Source organism: Curtobacterium sp. LFS084, assembly GCF_047977705.1.
Taxonomy (GTDB): domain Bacteria; phylum Actinomycetota; class Actinomycetes; order Actinomycetales; family Microbacteriaceae; genus Curtobacterium.
Map to the genome: position 1 here is coordinate 49,403 of NZ_JBFPFM010000003.1, position 15,521 is coordinate 64,923.

At 73.1% G+C, this 15,521-nt stretch carries 12 protein-coding genes and 1 pseudogene; 12 read left to right on the top strand and 1 reads right to left on the bottom strand.

The annotated features are described in order from the left end of the window. Nucleotides 1-118 precede the first annotated feature (118 nt). The 5 genes and pseudogenes from ACNQOV_RS03035 to ACNQOV_RS03055 all read left to right on the top strand — a co-directional run bounded on the left by ACNQOV_RS03035 (nt 119) and on the right by ACNQOV_RS03055 (nt 7,018). Nucleotides 119-1,390, top strand: a complete 1,272-nt coding sequence (locus ACNQOV_RS03035) for a DUF58 domain-containing protein (RefSeq protein WP_261974835.1) — start codon at nt 119-121, stop codon at nt 1,388-1,390. Continuing rightward, the gene (locus ACNQOV_RS03040; RefSeq protein ID WP_416393335.1) at nt 1,387-3,885 is read left to right on the top strand and encodes a transglutaminaseTgpA domain-containing protein; all 2,499 of its coding nucleotides are present in this window, start codon (nt 1,387-1,389) and stop codon (nt 3,883-3,885) included. Before ACNQOV_RS03035 ends, ACNQOV_RS03040 begins: the two co-directional genes overlap by 4 nt. Then, nucleotides 3,882-3,950: pseudogene (locus ACNQOV_RS03045) on the top strand (zinc-ribbon domain-containing protein); the annotation flags it as partial. The gene ACNQOV_RS03040 and the pseudogene ACNQOV_RS03045, both read left to right, overlap by 4 nt. A gap of 30 nt (nt 3,951-3,980) precedes the next feature. Then, complete coding sequence (locus ACNQOV_RS03050) at nt 3,981-5,915, top strand: FHA domain-containing protein (RefSeq protein ID WP_416393432.1); 1,935 nt, start codon at nt 3,981-3,983, stop codon at nt 5,913-5,915. 101 nt (nt 5,916-6,016) lie between these two features. Beyond that, on the top strand, nt 6,017-7,018 hold the full coding sequence (locus tag ACNQOV_RS03055) for a hypothetical protein (RefSeq protein WP_416393337.1): 1,002 nt from the start codon (nt 6,017-6,019) through the stop codon (nt 7,016-7,018). An 11-nt stretch (nt 7,019-7,029) separates the two neighbouring features. Here the strand turns inward: ACNQOV_RS03055 and ACNQOV_RS03060 are convergent, their stop codons facing one another. After that, complete coding sequence (locus tag ACNQOV_RS03060) at nt 7,030-8,022, bottom strand: asparaginase (RefSeq protein ID WP_416393338.1); 993 nt, start codon at nt 8,020-8,022, stop codon at nt 7,030-7,032. A 33-nt stretch (nt 8,023-8,055) separates the two neighbouring features. Between ACNQOV_RS03060 and ACNQOV_RS03065 the strand changes: the two genes are divergently transcribed. The 7 genes from ACNQOV_RS03065 (at nt 8,056) to ispG (ending at nt 15,349) form a co-directional block, all read left to right on the top strand. Next, a complete protein-coding gene (locus ACNQOV_RS03065; protein WP_416393339.1) occupies nt 8,056-8,532 on the top strand; it encodes an OsmC family protein in 477 nt (158 codons plus the stop codon). 6 nt (nt 8,533-8,538) lie between these two features. Continuing rightward, nucleotides 8,539-9,510, top strand: a complete 972-nt coding sequence (locus tag ACNQOV_RS03070) for an FKBP-type peptidyl-prolyl cis-trans isomerase (RefSeq protein WP_416393340.1) — start codon at nt 8,539-8,541, stop codon at nt 9,508-9,510. Nucleotides 9,511-9,512: 2 nt separating this feature from the next. Next, entirely contained in the window at nt 9,513-10,643 is a 1,131-nt protein-coding gene (dxr, locus tag ACNQOV_RS03075) for a 1-deoxy-D-xylulose-5-phosphate reductoisomerase (RefSeq protein WP_416393342.1), read from the top strand. Nucleotides 10,644-10,771: 128 nt separating this feature from the next. After that, nucleotides 10,772-12,106 carry a M50 family metallopeptidase gene (locus ACNQOV_RS03080; RefSeq protein ID WP_416393343.1) on the top strand — a complete coding sequence of 445 codons (1,335 nt, stop codon included), beginning with the start codon at nt 10,772-10,774 and terminating at the stop codon, nt 12,104-12,106. A 35-nt stretch (nt 12,107-12,141) separates the two neighbouring features. Continuing rightward, nucleotides 12,142-13,587 carry a purine-cytosine permease family protein gene (locus ACNQOV_RS03085; RefSeq protein ID WP_402263271.1) on the top strand — a complete coding sequence of 482 codons (1,446 nt, stop codon included), beginning with the start codon at nt 12,142-12,144 and terminating at the stop codon, nt 13,585-13,587. Next, nucleotides 13,584-14,144, top strand: coding sequence for a cysteine hydrolase family protein (locus ACNQOV_RS03090; RefSeq protein ID WP_416393345.1), 561 nt, complete (start codon nt 13,584-13,586; stop codon nt 14,142-14,144). Before ACNQOV_RS03085 ends, ACNQOV_RS03090 begins: the two co-directional genes overlap by 4 nt. Nucleotides 14,145-14,218: 74 nt before the next feature. Continuing rightward, nucleotides 14,219-15,349 carry a flavodoxin-dependent (E)-4-hydroxy-3-methylbut-2-enyl-diphosphate synthase gene (gene ispG, locus ACNQOV_RS03095; RefSeq protein WP_031261050.1) on the top strand — a complete coding sequence of 377 codons (1,131 nt, stop codon included), beginning with the start codon at nt 14,219-14,221 and terminating at the stop codon, nt 15,347-15,349. Nucleotides 15,350-15,521: the final 172 nt, after the last annotated feature.

A 15,521-nucleotide genomic window follows, 5' to 3' on the forward strand; every position in this document is an offset into this window, starting at 1 on the left:
GCGTTCGCGCCGTCCGTCCTCGACGCGGTCGCGTCGCGGTTCGACGGCGTACGAGCGCACCGGGACGGTCGCCGGCCTCACCAACGTCCGCACACGCCTGGTCGGGGACCGTGACGGCGTGGCAGCGGATGCGGTCGTCGGTCTCGCACGGGCCTGGTCGACGGCCTGGAGGCTCGTCAAGCGCGGGTGGGCAGAGGTCTCGTCCGTGGTCACCGGCCTGGGATGGACGGTCGCCGCGCTCACGCTGGTCGCCTTCGTCGTCGGGTACCGCTTCGGCCTGCGCGAGGTCGTGGTCGTCGGCTTCGCCGGGGCACTCCTCGTGGTGGTCGCCGCGGTCGCGCTGATCGGTCGGTCGCGACTCGTGATCCGGATGCGTCTGCCGCAGCACCGGGTGGCGGTGGGGGATGCAGCTGGCGTGGTGGTCACGGCGGAGAACCCCGTGCGGTTGCCGTCGGTACCGACGACGGTCGAGGTGCCGGTGGGCTCCGGTCTCGTGGACGTGGCGATCCCGTCGATCGGCCCTCGCGGCACGTTCGAGCGCGAGGTCCCCGTCCCGACCGTCCGGCGCGGCGTGCTGGACGTCGGTCCGGTGACGGGTGTCCGAGCGGACCCCGTCGGGCTGGTCCGGCGCGAGATCGTGTGGACGGCGCGGGAGCAGGTCATCGTGCACCCCCGGACGATCGCGATCCCGTCGACGAGCACCGGCCTCGTGCGGGACCTCGAGGGCCAGGCCACGACCGACCTGTCCCCGTCGGACATCGCCTTCCACGCCATCCGCGAGTACATGCCCGGGGACGACCCCCGCACGATCCACTGGAAGTCGACCGCGAAGTCCGGGGCGCTCATGGTGCGTCAGTTCGAGGACACGCGGCGCTCGCACCTCGTGGTCGCGCTCGGCCTGTCGCGCGCCGAGTTCGCCGACGACGAGGAGTTCGAGCTCGCGGTGAGCGCGGCGGCGTCGCTCGGGGCCCGGGCGATCCGCGACGGCCGCGAGGTCACGGTCGTGGTGTCGGAGCGGACGCCGGAGTTCGCCAAGCGCCCGGTGTACGCCGTGCACCCGCTGCCGACGGTGACCCCGACCCGCCTGCTCGACGAGTTCGCGTCCGTCGGGCTCGCCGACGCCTGCCTGCCGATCGCCGAGGTCGCACGCATCGTCGGGACGGACACCGCCGGGATCTCGGTCGCCTTCCTCGTGGTGGGCTCGACGGTCGAACTGCCCGCGCTGCGCCTCGCCGCGACGCGGTTCCCGATCGGGGTCGAGGTCGTCGCGGTGATCTGCGAGCCCGAGGCGCAGCCGCGGTTCCTCCGCGTCGCCGGCCTCACGGTGATGACGATCGGCTACCTGGACGACCTCCGCTACGCCCTGCACCGATCGGCGTCGGCGGCATGAGCGTCGCAGCGGGCCCGGAGACCCGGGCACGGAAGACGGTCCGACGGGACGCGCGCCGGGACGCCCGTCGCTTCGCACCCTCGCGGCTCGTGGGCGGGACGCTCGCGGTGTGGTTGGTCCTCGCCGTCGCGAGCGTGGCGTGGTGGCCGGTCTACCGGGACGACGCGATGGTCGTCGCCGCCGTCACCGCGGTCGTGTCCGGCACCCTCGTCGCGCTCGTCGGCACGGTGTTCCGCCTGCCGACCGCGGTCGTGGCGGTCGCGACCGTCGCGGTGTTCGCCCTCACGGGCGTGCCGGCCGCGGTGCCTGGTGGCGCGAACGGCGTCCTGCCCACGGGCCAGGGCCTGGTCGACCTCTTCGCCGGCGTGGCGCTCGGCTGGAAGCAGCTCGTCACCATCAGCCTGCCGGTCGGCTCCTACGAGTCGCTGCTCGTGCCGTACTTCGTGACGATGCTCGTCGCCACCGTGACCGGCGTGAGCGTGGCGACCCGCGCCTCCCGGCAGGAACTCGCCAGCATCCCGGCGCTGGTGGTCTTCGCGGCCGGTGTGGTGGTCGGACCCGCTCGCTTGGACACGTCGATCGCGACGGCCGTCGCGCTCACCGGGATCGCCCTGGTGTGGGCGTTGACGGTGCGGCACGCCCGGCGCGCGGTGGCCGTCGCGACGACCATCGGAACCCGTGTGCCGGTGGCGCGGTCGGTGCTGCGTCCGGCCCTCGTCGGGACGGGGACGATCGTCGCGGCGGCCGTCGTCGCCACGGGGCTCGGCCTCGTCGCGCCGCCTTCGGTCGGGCGGACCGTGGCCCGGACCGACGTCGTGAAGCCCTTCGACCCGCGCGATTACATCAGCCCGCTCAGCGGTTTCCGCGCCTACGAGGAGGACACGGCGTCGGACACGCCGCAGCTGACGGTGACGGGTCTGCCCGAGAACGGGTTCGTCCGGATCGCCACGCTCGACACGTACGACGGCGTCGTCTACCGCGTGGGCGGGTCCGCCGGCGCCGCGGCGTCCGGCACCTTCGAGCGAGTCCCGACCTCAGTGGACGTCCGCGGTGTCGACGGCAGGACGGTGCGCGTCGGGGTCCGGGTCGACGGGTACCGCGGGGTCTGGCTGCCGACGGTGGGCGACCTCGAGCGCGTCGAGTTCTCGGGCTCCGACGCCGAGCAGGAGCGCGGCGCGTTCTTCTACAACGGCTCGACCGGCACCGGCGCGGTGGTCGGGGGCGTGGGCGAGGGGACCCGCTACGACCTCACCGCGGTCCTGCCCGAGCAACCGACCGACGAGGAGCTCGCCTCGGCCCGTCCGGGCAGCGCCTCGGTACCGACGCCGCGATCGGTTCCCGATGCCATCCGGTCCACCGTCGAGGCGACCACGGCCGACGCGAGCACCGACGGGGCGAAGCTCGTCGCCGCGGTGGAGGCGCTGAAGCGCAACGGGTACGTGAGCCACGGCGTGGGGGACGACCGGGCGAGCCGCTCGGGGCACGGAGCCGACCGGATCCAGGAGCTCCTGACCTCGCCGCTGATGATCGGTGACCAGGAGCAGTACGCGGTCGCGGCTGCGCTGATGGCCGACCAGCTCGGCTTCCCGGCGCGCGTCGTGATGGGGTTCACCGCGGGCGGCGACGCCGGCGGCGGGACCGGAGCGAACGCGACCTCCGGCCGGACGACGACGTTCCGCGGGTCCGACGTGACCGCACGGATCGAGGTCGACACGGCGCAGTGGGGCTGGGTCATGATCGACCCGAACCCCGCGGTCCGCGAGATCCCGAACGAGCAGCAGCAGACGCCGCAGCCGGTGACGCGACCGGAGACGGTCGTCCCGCCGCCCCCGGCCGAGCAGCAGGACCAGTCGCAGCAGGCGCCGCCGCAGAGCGACCGCAACACGCCACCCGTGCAGCCGCTCTGGCTGCAGATCCTGCTCGCGGTGCTGCCGTGGCTGCTCGCCGTGCTGGGCCTCGCCGCGCTCGTGCTGCTGCCGTTCGGCGTCATCGTGCTGCTCAAGCGCATCCGTCGCCGACGTCGTCGTCGAGCCCCGACGCCCCGGGGGCGCATCGTCGGCGCGTGGGACGAGTACCGGGATGCCCTGGTCGACCGCGGGCACGACGTCGCGCGGTCGGCGACCCGCCGGGAAGCGGTCGTCGGAGCGCCGGGTGAGGGCGGCACGGGTCTCGCGGCCCTGGCCGACCGGTCGGTGTTCGGCCCGAGCGACGCCGACCGGACGGCGGCCGACCGGATGTGGTCGGCGACGGACGACGCGATCGCGAGCCTGCGTGCCGGGCGGACCCGCAGGGAGCGCTTCCGCGCGGCGGTGTCCCTGCGGTCACTCCGCGTCGTCGACGTCGCGCGGTCGCGGGGCGCGTCGGTCGCCTCCGCGGTGGTGGCCCGGGGGCGACGGTCCACCGGCGGACAGGGAGCCGGTGGGGGGCGCGGCTACGATGGCGTGCAGGCCGGCGAGCGTCGTGGACGGCCGAGTGAGGACAGGCGGAACACGTGATCAGATGCGAACACTGCGGATCGACGCTCCCGGACGGAGCCATCTTCTGCGGTGAGTGCGGACGTGCCGTGACCGCTGCGGCGAGTCGGCGCCCGGTGGCGACGACCCCGATCGAGCAGGCCCCGCCGCCGCCGCTGCAGCAGCCTGACCTGCACGGGCGACGTCAGGACCCGGCGGCCGAGGCGTGGCTCCCCGAGTCGACCCTCGACCCGGCGACGCGTGCGTGGCTGACCGGTGCCGAGCGCGGGAGCGCCCAGCAGCCGCCGGCCGTGCCGGTCCAACGCCCCGACGACCTCTCCCCGCGGACGGCTCCGAGCCACGTGCACGGTGCCGGGACCGGTCTGCCCGACTGGTCCGGACAGTCGACCCCGGGCGGCCACACCGCGCCGGCGAACCCGGTGGATCCGGAACGCTCCGGTGCGTCCGACGCCCCCGGTGCTGTCGGGGGGATCGTCCCTGAGCAGCCCGCCGGGTCCAGGGCGCCGCGCGCACCCGAGATGCCGGCAACTCCGCAGCCGCCCGAGCCGCCGCTCGACCCCAACGCGTACCCGTCGGTCCCGGCCGAGGGGGAGGACCCCGAGGTCACCCGTCTCGCCGAACGCTCCGCACAAGCGCCCGAGGCCGCGGCCCCGCGCTGGTCGCCGCCGACCGAACAGCCCGCTGCGCCCGCGCCGTCCGGCCCCTCGTGGTGGGTCGGCCGGTCGGGTGCGACCAACGACTCGACAGCGGCCACCGGGGGGTCCACCGGCGTCACCGCGGATCCGACGTCCGGTGCCGATCGAGCGACCGACGACCGTGCCGTTCCCGGTGCCGTCGTCTCGCCGCCGCAGCCCGGGGACACCGCGGTGGTCGAGCCGCTGGCCGACCGGCGTCCGCCCCGCCCCGCGCCCCTCGTGACCCCGGGGTCGCAGGCGACGACGTGCCACGTGTGCGGGAACCTCCTCGAGCCGGACGACATCTTCTGCGCCGAGTGCGGCGCCGTGCGACCGGCGGTGACCGCGGCGTTCACCGGTCCGATCGTGCCGCTCCCGATGGCCCGACCGGACTGGGCCGCCGACGATTCGCAGCCCGCGACCGGCGACGACGCCGGCCCGGACGCGGACGGCCCGGACAACACGCCGGACGTCGACACCCCGGTCGGCGACGCCCCGAGCGCTGGTGCGCTGGACGGTGCCGCCCCGGACGACGACGGCCCGAGCGGCGACGCCCCGGACGCCGCCGCCGTGGACAGCCTCGGCTCGACTGACCGTGGCGCGGACGGCCTCGGCTCGGCCGACCGTGGCGCGCACGGCCGCGCCCCGGAGACCGACGCGACGGACGTCCAGGAACCCGTCGGTGGCACCGGTGTGCTGCCGACTTGGGTGAACGGCGGGGACGCCGTCACCACGGACGACGCCGCACCCTCCGACGTCGATGCGGCCGAGCGCCCGCGTGGTCTGCACGCCGCCCCCGATGCCGAGACCCCGGTCCGAGGCGCGTCGTTCCTCCCGCCCGTTCCCGGATCCGCGACCGTCCCGTCGTCGGCACCGTCGGCGGCGGACACGGGCGCGATCGGTGTCCCGTCCGCAGCACCCCTGCCGCCCCTGCCCGGGGTCGACGCACCCGCGCTGCCGGACACCGTCGCGACCGACGCCCCGACGAGCGCCGACGGCGACCTCGAGGACGACGTCGACGAGACCCGCATCGTGTCCGCGACGCCGACGCACGCGCCCTTCGTGCTGCACTTCAGCACGGGCGAGCGCTTCGGCGTCCACGGTACCGGCCTGGTCGGTCGTCTCCCGCGCCCGCAGCCGGGGGAGCGGTTCGACGACCTCCTGACCGTGCACGACCCCGGCAAGTCGGTCTCGAAGACCCACCTCGAGCTCGGCCGCGACGGCGACGACCTGTGGGTGTCCGACCGGTTCTCCGGCAACGGCACGGTCGTCCGACACATCGACGGGTCGATCCGACGCTGTGAGCCGGGTCGCCGGTACCGGGTCGAGCGTGGCGCCCGTGTGGACATCGGGGAGCAGTTCTTCCTCGTGCAGTGACGTCGGGAGCGTCCTCGTCCACAGGGACGTGGCGCTCACTGCTGTCCACATTCGAGCCACGCCGACGTGGTCGGGTCGTCGCCGTGTGGTGACCTGGGGTCATGACCCCGCTCGTCGCCCGCACCGCACTGGTCGGGGTGGCGACCGTGCTGGTCGCGGCCGGGGTCCTCGCTCCGGTGGCGGGGACGACGCGGGCGGTGCTGCTCGGCGCTGCCGGGTGCTGTGCGGTGCTCGACGTCCTCGTGGTCCGGACGGACCGGGTGCGTCGCGATGACCGGGGAAACGCCGGGTCACCCGTCGCCGTGGTCCACCCACGGGAGCGCACCGCGGTCGGACGGACGGTGTTCGACCGGAACCCGGGGCACGCCCCTTCTGGGGCCCAGGGGCACGCCCCCGATCCGGACGCCCAGGTCCAGGGGCACGCCCCTGACCCGGACGACCGGGCGCCGGGTCTCACCAGGGACCCGGATCGCGCGCCGTCGGCTTCGCCCGGGGGCGACGCGCCGCCGACCGACCGACCGCCGATCCTGCTCGGGACGACACCGGGCGGTCGCGACGTCACGTTCGACGACCGCGCGCAGGCACACATCGTCGTCGTCGGCACCGGGGTCCTCGCGCTGGCCGTCTTCCGCGCCGTCGCGGCCCAGGTCCACGCCGCCGCCGGGCCCACGGCCGAGGCCCGGTCGGCGAGCAGTCCGGACCTCCGGTCTGTGGTTGCACCGGGCGACGTCCCGTGCCCTGCGCTGCCGACCGACACGGCGGTCGTGGTCGTCGATCACGGAGCCGGGTCGGACGGACCACCGCCGGGCCGGCCAGCACGGACGACCGTCGTGCTCGTCCCCGGGCTGAGCGTCCTGCCGCGCCGGTGGGACGTCGCCGTCGAGGTCACCCGACACGGCTGCACGGTCCGCGACCACGGCGAACGTCGAGGGATCCCCGTCTCGCCGACACTGCCGCGACTCGGGGGCGAGGGGCCGCAGCCCGGAACGCAGGCGCCGCAGTCCGGAACGCAGGCACCGCGGCCCGGAGCATCGGCACCGCAGCCCGGAACGCAGGCACCGCGGCCAGCAGCGCCGCGACCGCGACTCGGAGCGCCGCAGTGACCCCGGCGACCTCAGCGCAGGCCGGAGCCGACCCGGAGCGACCCCACCGGGACGCCGCCACCGAGCACCTGCTCGCCCGTCGCAGCCATGACGTCCGCGACACCGGCCGCGTCCACGATGCCGTTCCGCTCGAGCAGGGTGAGTGCCGCAAGCGTCCCGGACCGCTGTGCGCCGTCGAGGGTCTTGACCGCGACCGCTGCACCACCGGGGAGCCCCATCACCATCACACCCTCGGCACCGAGCTTCGCGAGCACCCGGAGCCGCTCGATCGTGACCGTGTTGGCGCGCCCGATGCCGTCGATCGCCCACGGGTGGTCGAGCACCGCGTCGGTGAGCGCCGCGGTGTCGGACTCGGCCCGTGCGACGACCCCGGCGAAGCCCCGGGCGAGTCCGACGAGCGTCAGGGGGAACACCGGAGCGCCGCACCCGTCCGTCCCCACGACGTCGACGGTCTCGTGGGTGAACTCCTCGACGGTGTCGCGGACCCGTTGCTGGAGCGGGTGCGTCATCTCGAGGTACGTCGCCTCGTCCCAACCGTTGACCCGGCAGGCCGCGAGCATGCCGGCGTGCTTGCCGGAGCAGTTCATCGCCAGGCGCCGCGGCTCGGCCATGGTGCGGGCGGTCGCGCGGTCGAACGGCATGTCGGGCGGGCAGCCGAGGTCGGCCTCGACGTGGTCGTACGACTCGAGCATGTGGCGTGCGAGGGCCTGGTGCGCGGGCGTGCCGGCGTGGCTGGCGGTCGTGAGCACGAGCTCCTCGTCGGAGAACACGGCTCCGGCCCGGCGGACGGCCACTGCCTGGAACGGCTTCATCGTCGAGCGCGGGTAGACGCTGGCGTGCACGTCACCGACCGCGTCGAGCACGGTGCCGTCCGCGGCGACGACCACGCCGGCCCCGACGTGGCGGCTCTCGTCGAACCCGTTGCGGTCGAGGACCGCCAGTTCGACCGACCCCTCGGCGGTGAGAGGATGGCGGTCAGTGTGGACGTCGGGGAGCACCGTCATGCCGCAATCGTACTGATCACCGAGGAGCACACCGTGTCCGACCACTCCTACGAGGTCTCCGTCCAGTGGACCGGCGACCGGGGCACCGGGACGAGCGGCTACCGCGACTACGGCCGCGACCACGACGTCCGGGCGGCGGGGAAGCACGTCGTGCAGGGGTCCGCCGATCCGACGTTCCGCGGTGACCGCGACCGCTGGAACCCCGAGGAGCTCGTCCTCGCCGCGCTCGCGCAGTGCCACATGCTGAGCTACCTGCACGTCGCCGTGACCGAGGGCTTCACGGTCGTCGCCTACGAGGATCGTGCGACGGCGAGCCTGAACCTCAACCGCGACGGGTCCGGCGAACTCACCGAGGCGACGCTGCACCCGGTCGTCACGATCCTCGAGGCGGACCGCGTCGCCGACGCCGAGGCTGCGCACGCGAGGGCCAACGCCCTCTGCTTCATCGCTCGCTCGGTGGCCTTTCCTGTGCACCACGTCCCGCGCACCGAGATCCGTGGGGCAGACTAGGGCCTCGTGAAGCGTCTGCGTCTCCTCCCGATCGCCCTCGTCCCCGCCGTCGTGCTGGGGCTCGCCGCGTGCTCCGGCTCCGGGTCGAGCGGTTCGACCGCCACCCCGAGCGCGTCCTCGAGCGCGAAGGCAGCCGCCATCACGTCGTGCCCCGACCCGGGCTCGGCGTCGAAGGCGATCACCGTGACCGGTGCCTTCGGTGGCACCACTGCTCCGACGGTGAAGTTCACGGGCGGACTGACGGCGAAGACCCCGCAGGCCAGCACGGTCGTGCGCGGCAAGGGCGCGGCGCTCGACGACGGTGACTACGCGCAGGTCTCGTACAGCGTGTACCAGGCGTCCGACGCGAAGAAGCTCGGCACGGTCGGGTTCGACCAGGGCAACCCGCAGGTCCTGTCGGTGGGCGGTTCCGGGTTCGGCGCCCTCCTCGCGTGCTCCAAGGTCGGCGACCGCGTCGCGGCGGTCGGCCAGTCGTCGGCGCTCGGCTTCAACACCGGCGGCGAGATCGTCGTCGTCGCCGACATCGTCGCGCAGACCCCGACGAAGGCGAACGGCACCGCCCAAAAGCAGGACCCGGCGCTGCCGACCGTGACGGACAAGTCCGACGATGAGCCGGAGATCACGATCCCGTCGGGCGTGAAGGCACCGTCCAAGACCACGGTCGAGGTCCTCAAGCAGGGCAGCGGCGCCACGATCGCCGACGGTGACACCGCGCTCGTGCAGTACAAGGGCGTCGTCTACGACACCGGCAAGGAGTTCGACTCCTCGTGGTCGAAGGGCGCGCCGACGACCTTCACCATCTCCGAGGGGTCGCTCATCAAGGGCTTCGTCACGGGGCTCGTCGGCCAGAAGGTCGGCTCGCAGGTCCTCATCGTCGTCACGCCGGAGGACGGCTACGGCGCGAACCCGCAGGAGGGTTCGGGCATCCCGAAGAACGCGACGCTCGTCTTCGTCGTCGACATCCTCGCCAAGGGCTGAGCGTGGGCGAGACGGTGGTGCCGACGCCGCACGCCTCGGACGGAGCCGGCCCGGCGAAGCGCCGCATCGTCGTCCTCGGCAGCACCGGTTCCATCGGCACCCAGGCGCTCGACGTCGTCGCGCGCAACCCGGACCGCTTCGAGGTCGTCGGCCTCACGGCGGGGAGCAACCGCACCCTCGTCGCCGAGCAGGCGGAGCGCTTCGGCGTCCGCGACACGGCCTTCGGGGCCGAGGACGCCGAACGCCTGGTCCGCAGCGTCCAGGCGGACGTCGTCCTCAACGGCATCACCGGCTCGGTCGGGCTCGGCCCCACCCTGGCCGCGCTCGAGTCCGGCGCGACGCTCGCCCTGGCGAACAAGGAGAGCCTCATCGTCGGCGGCCCGCTCGTGCAGGCCGCCGCGGCCCCAGGGCAGATCGTGCCGGTCGACAGCGAGCACTCCGCCATCGCCCAGGCGCTCCGGTCCGGCACCGCGGACGAGGTCCGTCGACTCGTCCTCACCGCGAGCGGGGGTCCGTTCCGCGGTCGATCGCGCGCTGAGCTCACGGACGTCACGCCGGCCGAGGCGCTTGCCCACCCGACGTGGGACATGGGCCTGGTCGTCACGACCAACTCCGCGACGCTCGTGAACAAGGGGCTCGAGGTCATCGAGGCCCACCTGCTCTTCGGTGTCCCCTACGACCGCATCGACGTGACGGTGCACGCGCAGTCGATCGTGCACTCGATGGTCGAGTTCGTCGACGGGTCGACGATCGCGCAGGCGTCGCCGCCCGACATGCGCCTGCCGATCGCCCTCGGGCTCGCGTGGCCGGACCGCGTCCCCGGAGTCGGCGTGCCGCTCGACTGGACGACCGCGAGCACCTGGACGTTCGAGCCCCTCGACACCGAGGCGTTCGGTGCGGTGGCGCTCGCGAAGCGCGTCGGGCAGCTCGGCGGGACCTTCCCCGCCGTGTTCAACGCGGCGAACGAGCAGGCCGTCGCCGCCTTCCACGCGGGTGCGATCGCGTTCCTCGACATCGTCGACACGGTCGAGCGCGTGGTCGACGAGCACACGGCGGGGGAGTCGTCCCTCGAGGGCGTGCTGGCAGCGGAGCGCTGGGCGCGCACCGCGGCCGACCGCATGCTGTCCCGCTGACGCGGGTCGCGCCTCCAGTCACGTCCCTGCGGCTGCGGGAGCAGACGGACGGAACGGTCCAGGAGGCGCGGTGCACCTCTCAGGGTGCGCTCGGCTCGGTCATGGCAACCGTCCCGTACCCTTTCCCGGTGACCGTCGAAACCGTCCTGCTCTTCGTCCTCGGCGTGGTCGTCTTCATCATCGGCCTGCTGGTCTCGATCGGACTCCACGAGCTGGGCCACCTGGCCTTCGCGAAGCTGTTCAACGTCAAGGTGACGCAGTACTCGTTGGGCTTCGGCAAGGCGATCTGGTCGTTCCGGCGCGGCGAGACCGAGTACGGCATCCGACCGATCCTGCTCGGCGGCTACATCTCGATGGTCGGCATGCTGAAGCCCCGCGCGTCCGGCCGGCCGAGCGCGATCACGAACACGGGCATGTACGGCGCCTTCGTGCAGGACGCCCGGCAGGCGAGCGCGGAGCAGATCGCGGACTCCGGCGGCGACGACTCCCGTGCGTTCTACCGACTGACCCCGTGGAAGCGGATCATCGTGATGGTCGCCGGCCCCGCGATGAACCTCGTGATCGGCATCGTGCTGTTCGGGGTGCTGCTGTGCGGCTTCGGCGCCCCGACGACCACGTTCACGTCGAGCGTCGACTGCGTGCTGCCGACGAGCCAGGCGACGACGTGCACCTCGGGTGACGCCGTCTCGCCGGCGAAGCAGGCCGGCATCCGCTCCGGCGACGTCGTGCTCTCGGTCGACGGGAAGCAGGACCCGACGATCGCCGAGGTCTCGAAGGTCTTCCAGGAGTCCGCCGGCGAGGACGTCACCGTCGTGGTGTCCCGCGACGGCGCCGAGAAGACGCTGCACGTCACGCCGACGACCGCCACGCGGGACGTCTACACCGCGGACGGCACGGTCGCGAAGAACGCCGACGGCAGCACGAAGACGCAGCAGGTCGGCGTCGTCGGAGTCAGCATCGGCCAGTCGCTCGTCCGGCAGTCGCCCGCGGCCGTGCTGCCGGCCACCGGGGCGCAGATCTCGGCGTCGGCGCACCTCATCATCGACCTGCCGCAGCGTCTCGTCGCGGTGTGGAACGCGGCGTTCGGCTCGCAGGCCCGCTCGCAGGACAGCCCGGTGTCGGTCGTCGGCGTCGGCCGCGCGATCGGCGAGGTCTCGTCGATGTCGGGTGTCCCGGTGGTCGACAAGGCGTACACGATCCTCGGACTGCTGGCGTCGCTCAACATCGGCCTGTTCGTGCTGAACATGGTGCCGCTGCTGCCGCTCGACGGTGGCCACATCGCCGGCGCCCTGTGGGAGGCCGTGAAGCGCCGTTCGTTCAAGCTCGTCGGCAAGGCTGACCCGGGGCCGATCGACCTGGCGAAGACGATGCCGCTGACGATGGTCGTCGTGGTGCTGCTCGCCGGCATGAGCGCACTGCTCATCTACGCCGACATCGTGCGGCCCGTGAACCTGTTCGGGTAGCGACGGGGTCTCGACCGCGCACTACGCTTTCGCACATGAGCACAGCTCCGGAAGTCCGCACGGTCGAGCGGCAGGGCACCGACGTCATCGCGGAGTCCGACCGGAAGGGACGTCCGCGAGACCTCTTCTGGCCGTGGTTCGCCGCGAACATCTCGGTGCTCGGCCTGTCCTACGGCTCGTTCGTCCTCGGGTTCGGCATCTCGTTCTGGCAGGCCACGATCGTCTCCGTCATCGGGGTCGCGTTCTCGTTCCTGCTGTGCGGCATCGTGGCGATCGCCGGCAAGCGGGGCTCGGCGCCGACGATGGTGCTCGGTCGTGCCGCGTTCGGCGTGCGCGGGAACCGCCTGCCCGCGTTCCTCAGCTGGATCCTCACCGTCGGGTGGGAGACCGCGCTGGCGTCGGCGGCGGTCCTCGCGACCTCGACGGTGTTCCGGGAACTCGGGTGGGACGGCGGCGTCCTGACGAAGCTCGTCGCGCTCGTGGTCGTCGCCGCGCTCGTCGTCGGTGCGGGCATCGCCGGGTTCGACGTGATCATGCGCCTGCAGACGTGGATCACGGTCATCACCGCGGTGCTCACCGTCGTCTACGTCGTGCTGGCACTGCCGTCGATCGACCTCGGCGCCATCGCCGCGCTGCCGGCCGGGAGTGCCCAGAACGTCGTCGGCGCGCTCGTGCTCGTGATGACCGGGTTCGGCCTCGGCTGGGTGAACGCCGCGGCGGACTACTCGCGGTACCTGCCGCGGTCGGCCTCGACGCGCGGGGTCGTCTGGTGGACCACGTTCGGCGGGGCCCTCGCGCCGATCGTGCTCGTCGTCCTCGGTGTCCTGCTCGCCGGTTCCTCGAAGGACCTCAACACGGCGATCGCCGCCGACCCGATCGGGGCGCTGACGACGGTGCTGCCGGTGTGGTTCCTCATCCCGTTCGCGCTCGTCGCGGTCCTCGGGCTCGTCGGCGGCGCGGTCCTCGACATCTACAGCTCCGGGCTCGCCCTGCTGAGCGCCGGCATCCGGATCCCGCGGCCCGTCGCGGCCGGGGTGGACGGCGTGTTCATGGTCGCCGGTGCCGTCTACGTGGTGTTCTTCGCCGACTCGTTCATCCAGCCGTTCCAAGCGTTCCTCGTGACCCTCGGTGTGCCGATCGCCGCGTGGTGCGGGGTCTTCGTCGCCGACGTCGTCATCCGCCGGGCGCCCTACGCCGAGCGGGAGCTCGAGGACCGCCGCGGCCGGTACGGCGACGTGCGCTGGCTCGCCGTCGGACTCGTGGTCGTCGGGACCGCCCTCGGCTGGGGACTCGTGACGAACACCTACGGGGTGCCGTCCTGGCTCAACTGGCAGGGCTACCTGCTCGAGCCGTTCGGCCTCGGCGGCCGGACCGGTGCGTGGGCGTACGCGAACCTCGGGGTGCTCGTCGCGCTCGTCGTCGGGTTCGTCGGGACGCTGGCGTTCGCCCGGGGCTCGGTCCGACGGCAGGAGCAGGCGTGAACGCGGTGGACGACGCCGTCGCGGGGGTGCCGGACGACGCGTGGCTCGTCGTCGTGGACATGCAGGAGGTCTTCACCGGCGACAGCCCCTGGGCGACCCTGCGCTTCGACCACGCCGCCGCCGGGATCGAACGGCTCCTGCCGCGGTTCACCGGCCGCACGGTGTTCACGCGCTTCGTCGCCCCGGAGCACCCGCAGGGTGCGTGGGTGCCGTACTACCGCGAGTGGCCGTTCGCACTGGTGCCGGACACCGACCCGCTCTGGGACCTGACCGAGCCGTTCGCGACGGCCGCCGCGGACCGACGCGACCCCGTCGTCACCGAGACGTCCTTCGGCAAGTGGGGGACGCGCCTCCAGGCCGTGACCGGCGACCGTCCGCACCTCGTCCTGGTCGGCGTGTCCACCGACTGCTGCGTCCTCTCCACCGCGCTGGCGGCGGCCGACGCGGGCGCGACCGTGACGGTCGTCGCCGAGGCGTGCGCCGGAGCGAGCGACGAGGACCACGAGCGGGCACTCGCGGCGATGCGCCTGTACGCGCCGCTCATCACGGTCGTCTGAACATCCTGCGCACGCGGGGCGGGCCGTCACCGGGAGCGCGTAGAGTGCACCTCGTGCCTGCAGTGAACCTCGGTCTGCCGAAAGTCCCCGAAACCCTGAGCCCACGCCGCAAGTCCCGGCAGATCCGGGTCGGCAAGGTCCTCGTGGGCGGCGACGCGCCGGTCTCCGTCCAGTCGATGACCACGACGCCGACGACGAACATCAACGCGACGCTGCAGCAGATCGCCGAGCTCACGGCCTCGGGCTGTGACATCGTGCGCGTCGCCGTGCCGAGCCAGGACGATGCCGACGCGCTGCCGATCATCGCGAAGAAGTCGCAGATCCCGGTGATCGCCGACATCCACTTCCAGCCGAAGTACGTCTTCCAGGCCATCGACGCCGGGTGCGCCGCGGTCCGAGTGAACCCGGGTAACATCCGGAAGTTCGACGACCAGGTCGGTGCCATCGCCAAGGCGGCGAAGGACGCCGGCGTCTCCCTCCGCATCGGCGTCAACGCCGGGTCGCTCGAGCCGAGCCTGCTGCAGAAGTACGGCAAGGCCACGCCCGAGGCGCTCGTCGAGTCCGCCGTGTGGGAAGCCTCGCTGTTCGAGGAGCACGACTTCCACGACTTCAAGATCTCGGTCAAGCACAACGACCCGATCGTCATGGTGAAGGCCTACCGCCAGCTCGCCGCCGCGGGGGACTGGCCGCTGCACCTCGGCGTGACCGAGGCCGGCCCCGAGTTCCAGGGCACCATCAAGAGCGCTACGGCGTTCGGCATCCTGCTGGCCGAGGGCATCGGCGACACCATCCGAGTTTCCCTCTCCGCCCCGCCTGCGCAAGAGGTCAAGGTCGGCCTGCAGATCCTGCAGTCCCTCAACCTGCGCGAGCGCAAGCTCGAGATCGTCTCCTGCCCGAGCTGCGGCCGTGCCCAGGTCGACGTCTACCAGCTGGCGAACGACGTGACGAAGGGGCTCGAGGGCATGACCGTCCCGCTGCGCGTCGCCGTCATGGGCTGTGTCGTGAACGGCCCGGGCGAGGCTCGTGAGGCCGACCTCGGCGTCGCGTCCGGCAACGGCAAGGGGCAGATCTTCGTCAAGGGCGAGGTCATCAAGACCGTCCCCGAAGCCGAGATCGTCCAGACGCTCATCACCGAGGCGAACCGGCTCGCGGACGAGATGGGGCCGGCCGCCGGGACCGGCAAGCCGCTCGTCGTCACCTCGTAGTCGCGGGCGCGTTGCTCCGCTGACGGGAGGCCCGGTGCCAGGTGGCGCCGGGCCTCCGGTCCGTCGTGGTGTGGGTCGGGTGGGGTGAGCCGGGTTGGGCGGGGTGAGCCCGGTTGGGCGGGGTGTGCCGGCCTGGGGCGGGGTGTGCCGGGTGCGGGTTGGGGCGTGCGCA

Excerpts from the sequence above, each read along its gene's own strand:
- ACNQOV_RS03040 (WP_416393335.1), top strand. The coding sequence starts at position 1,387 with ATGAGCGTCGCAGCGGGCCCGGAGACCCGGGCACGGAAGACGGTCCGA.
- ACNQOV_RS03055 (WP_416393337.1), top strand. The coding sequence starts at position 6,017 with ATGACCCCGCTCGTCGCCCGCACCGCACTGGTCGGGGTGGCGACCGTG.
- ACNQOV_RS03060 (WP_416393338.1), bottom strand. The coding sequence starts at position 8,022 with ATGACGGTGCTCCCCGACGTCCACACTGACCGCCATCCTCTCACCGCC.
- ACNQOV_RS03085 (WP_402263271.1), top strand. The coding sequence starts at position 12,142 with ATGAGCACAGCTCCGGAAGTCCGCACGGTCGAGCGGCAGGGCACCGAC.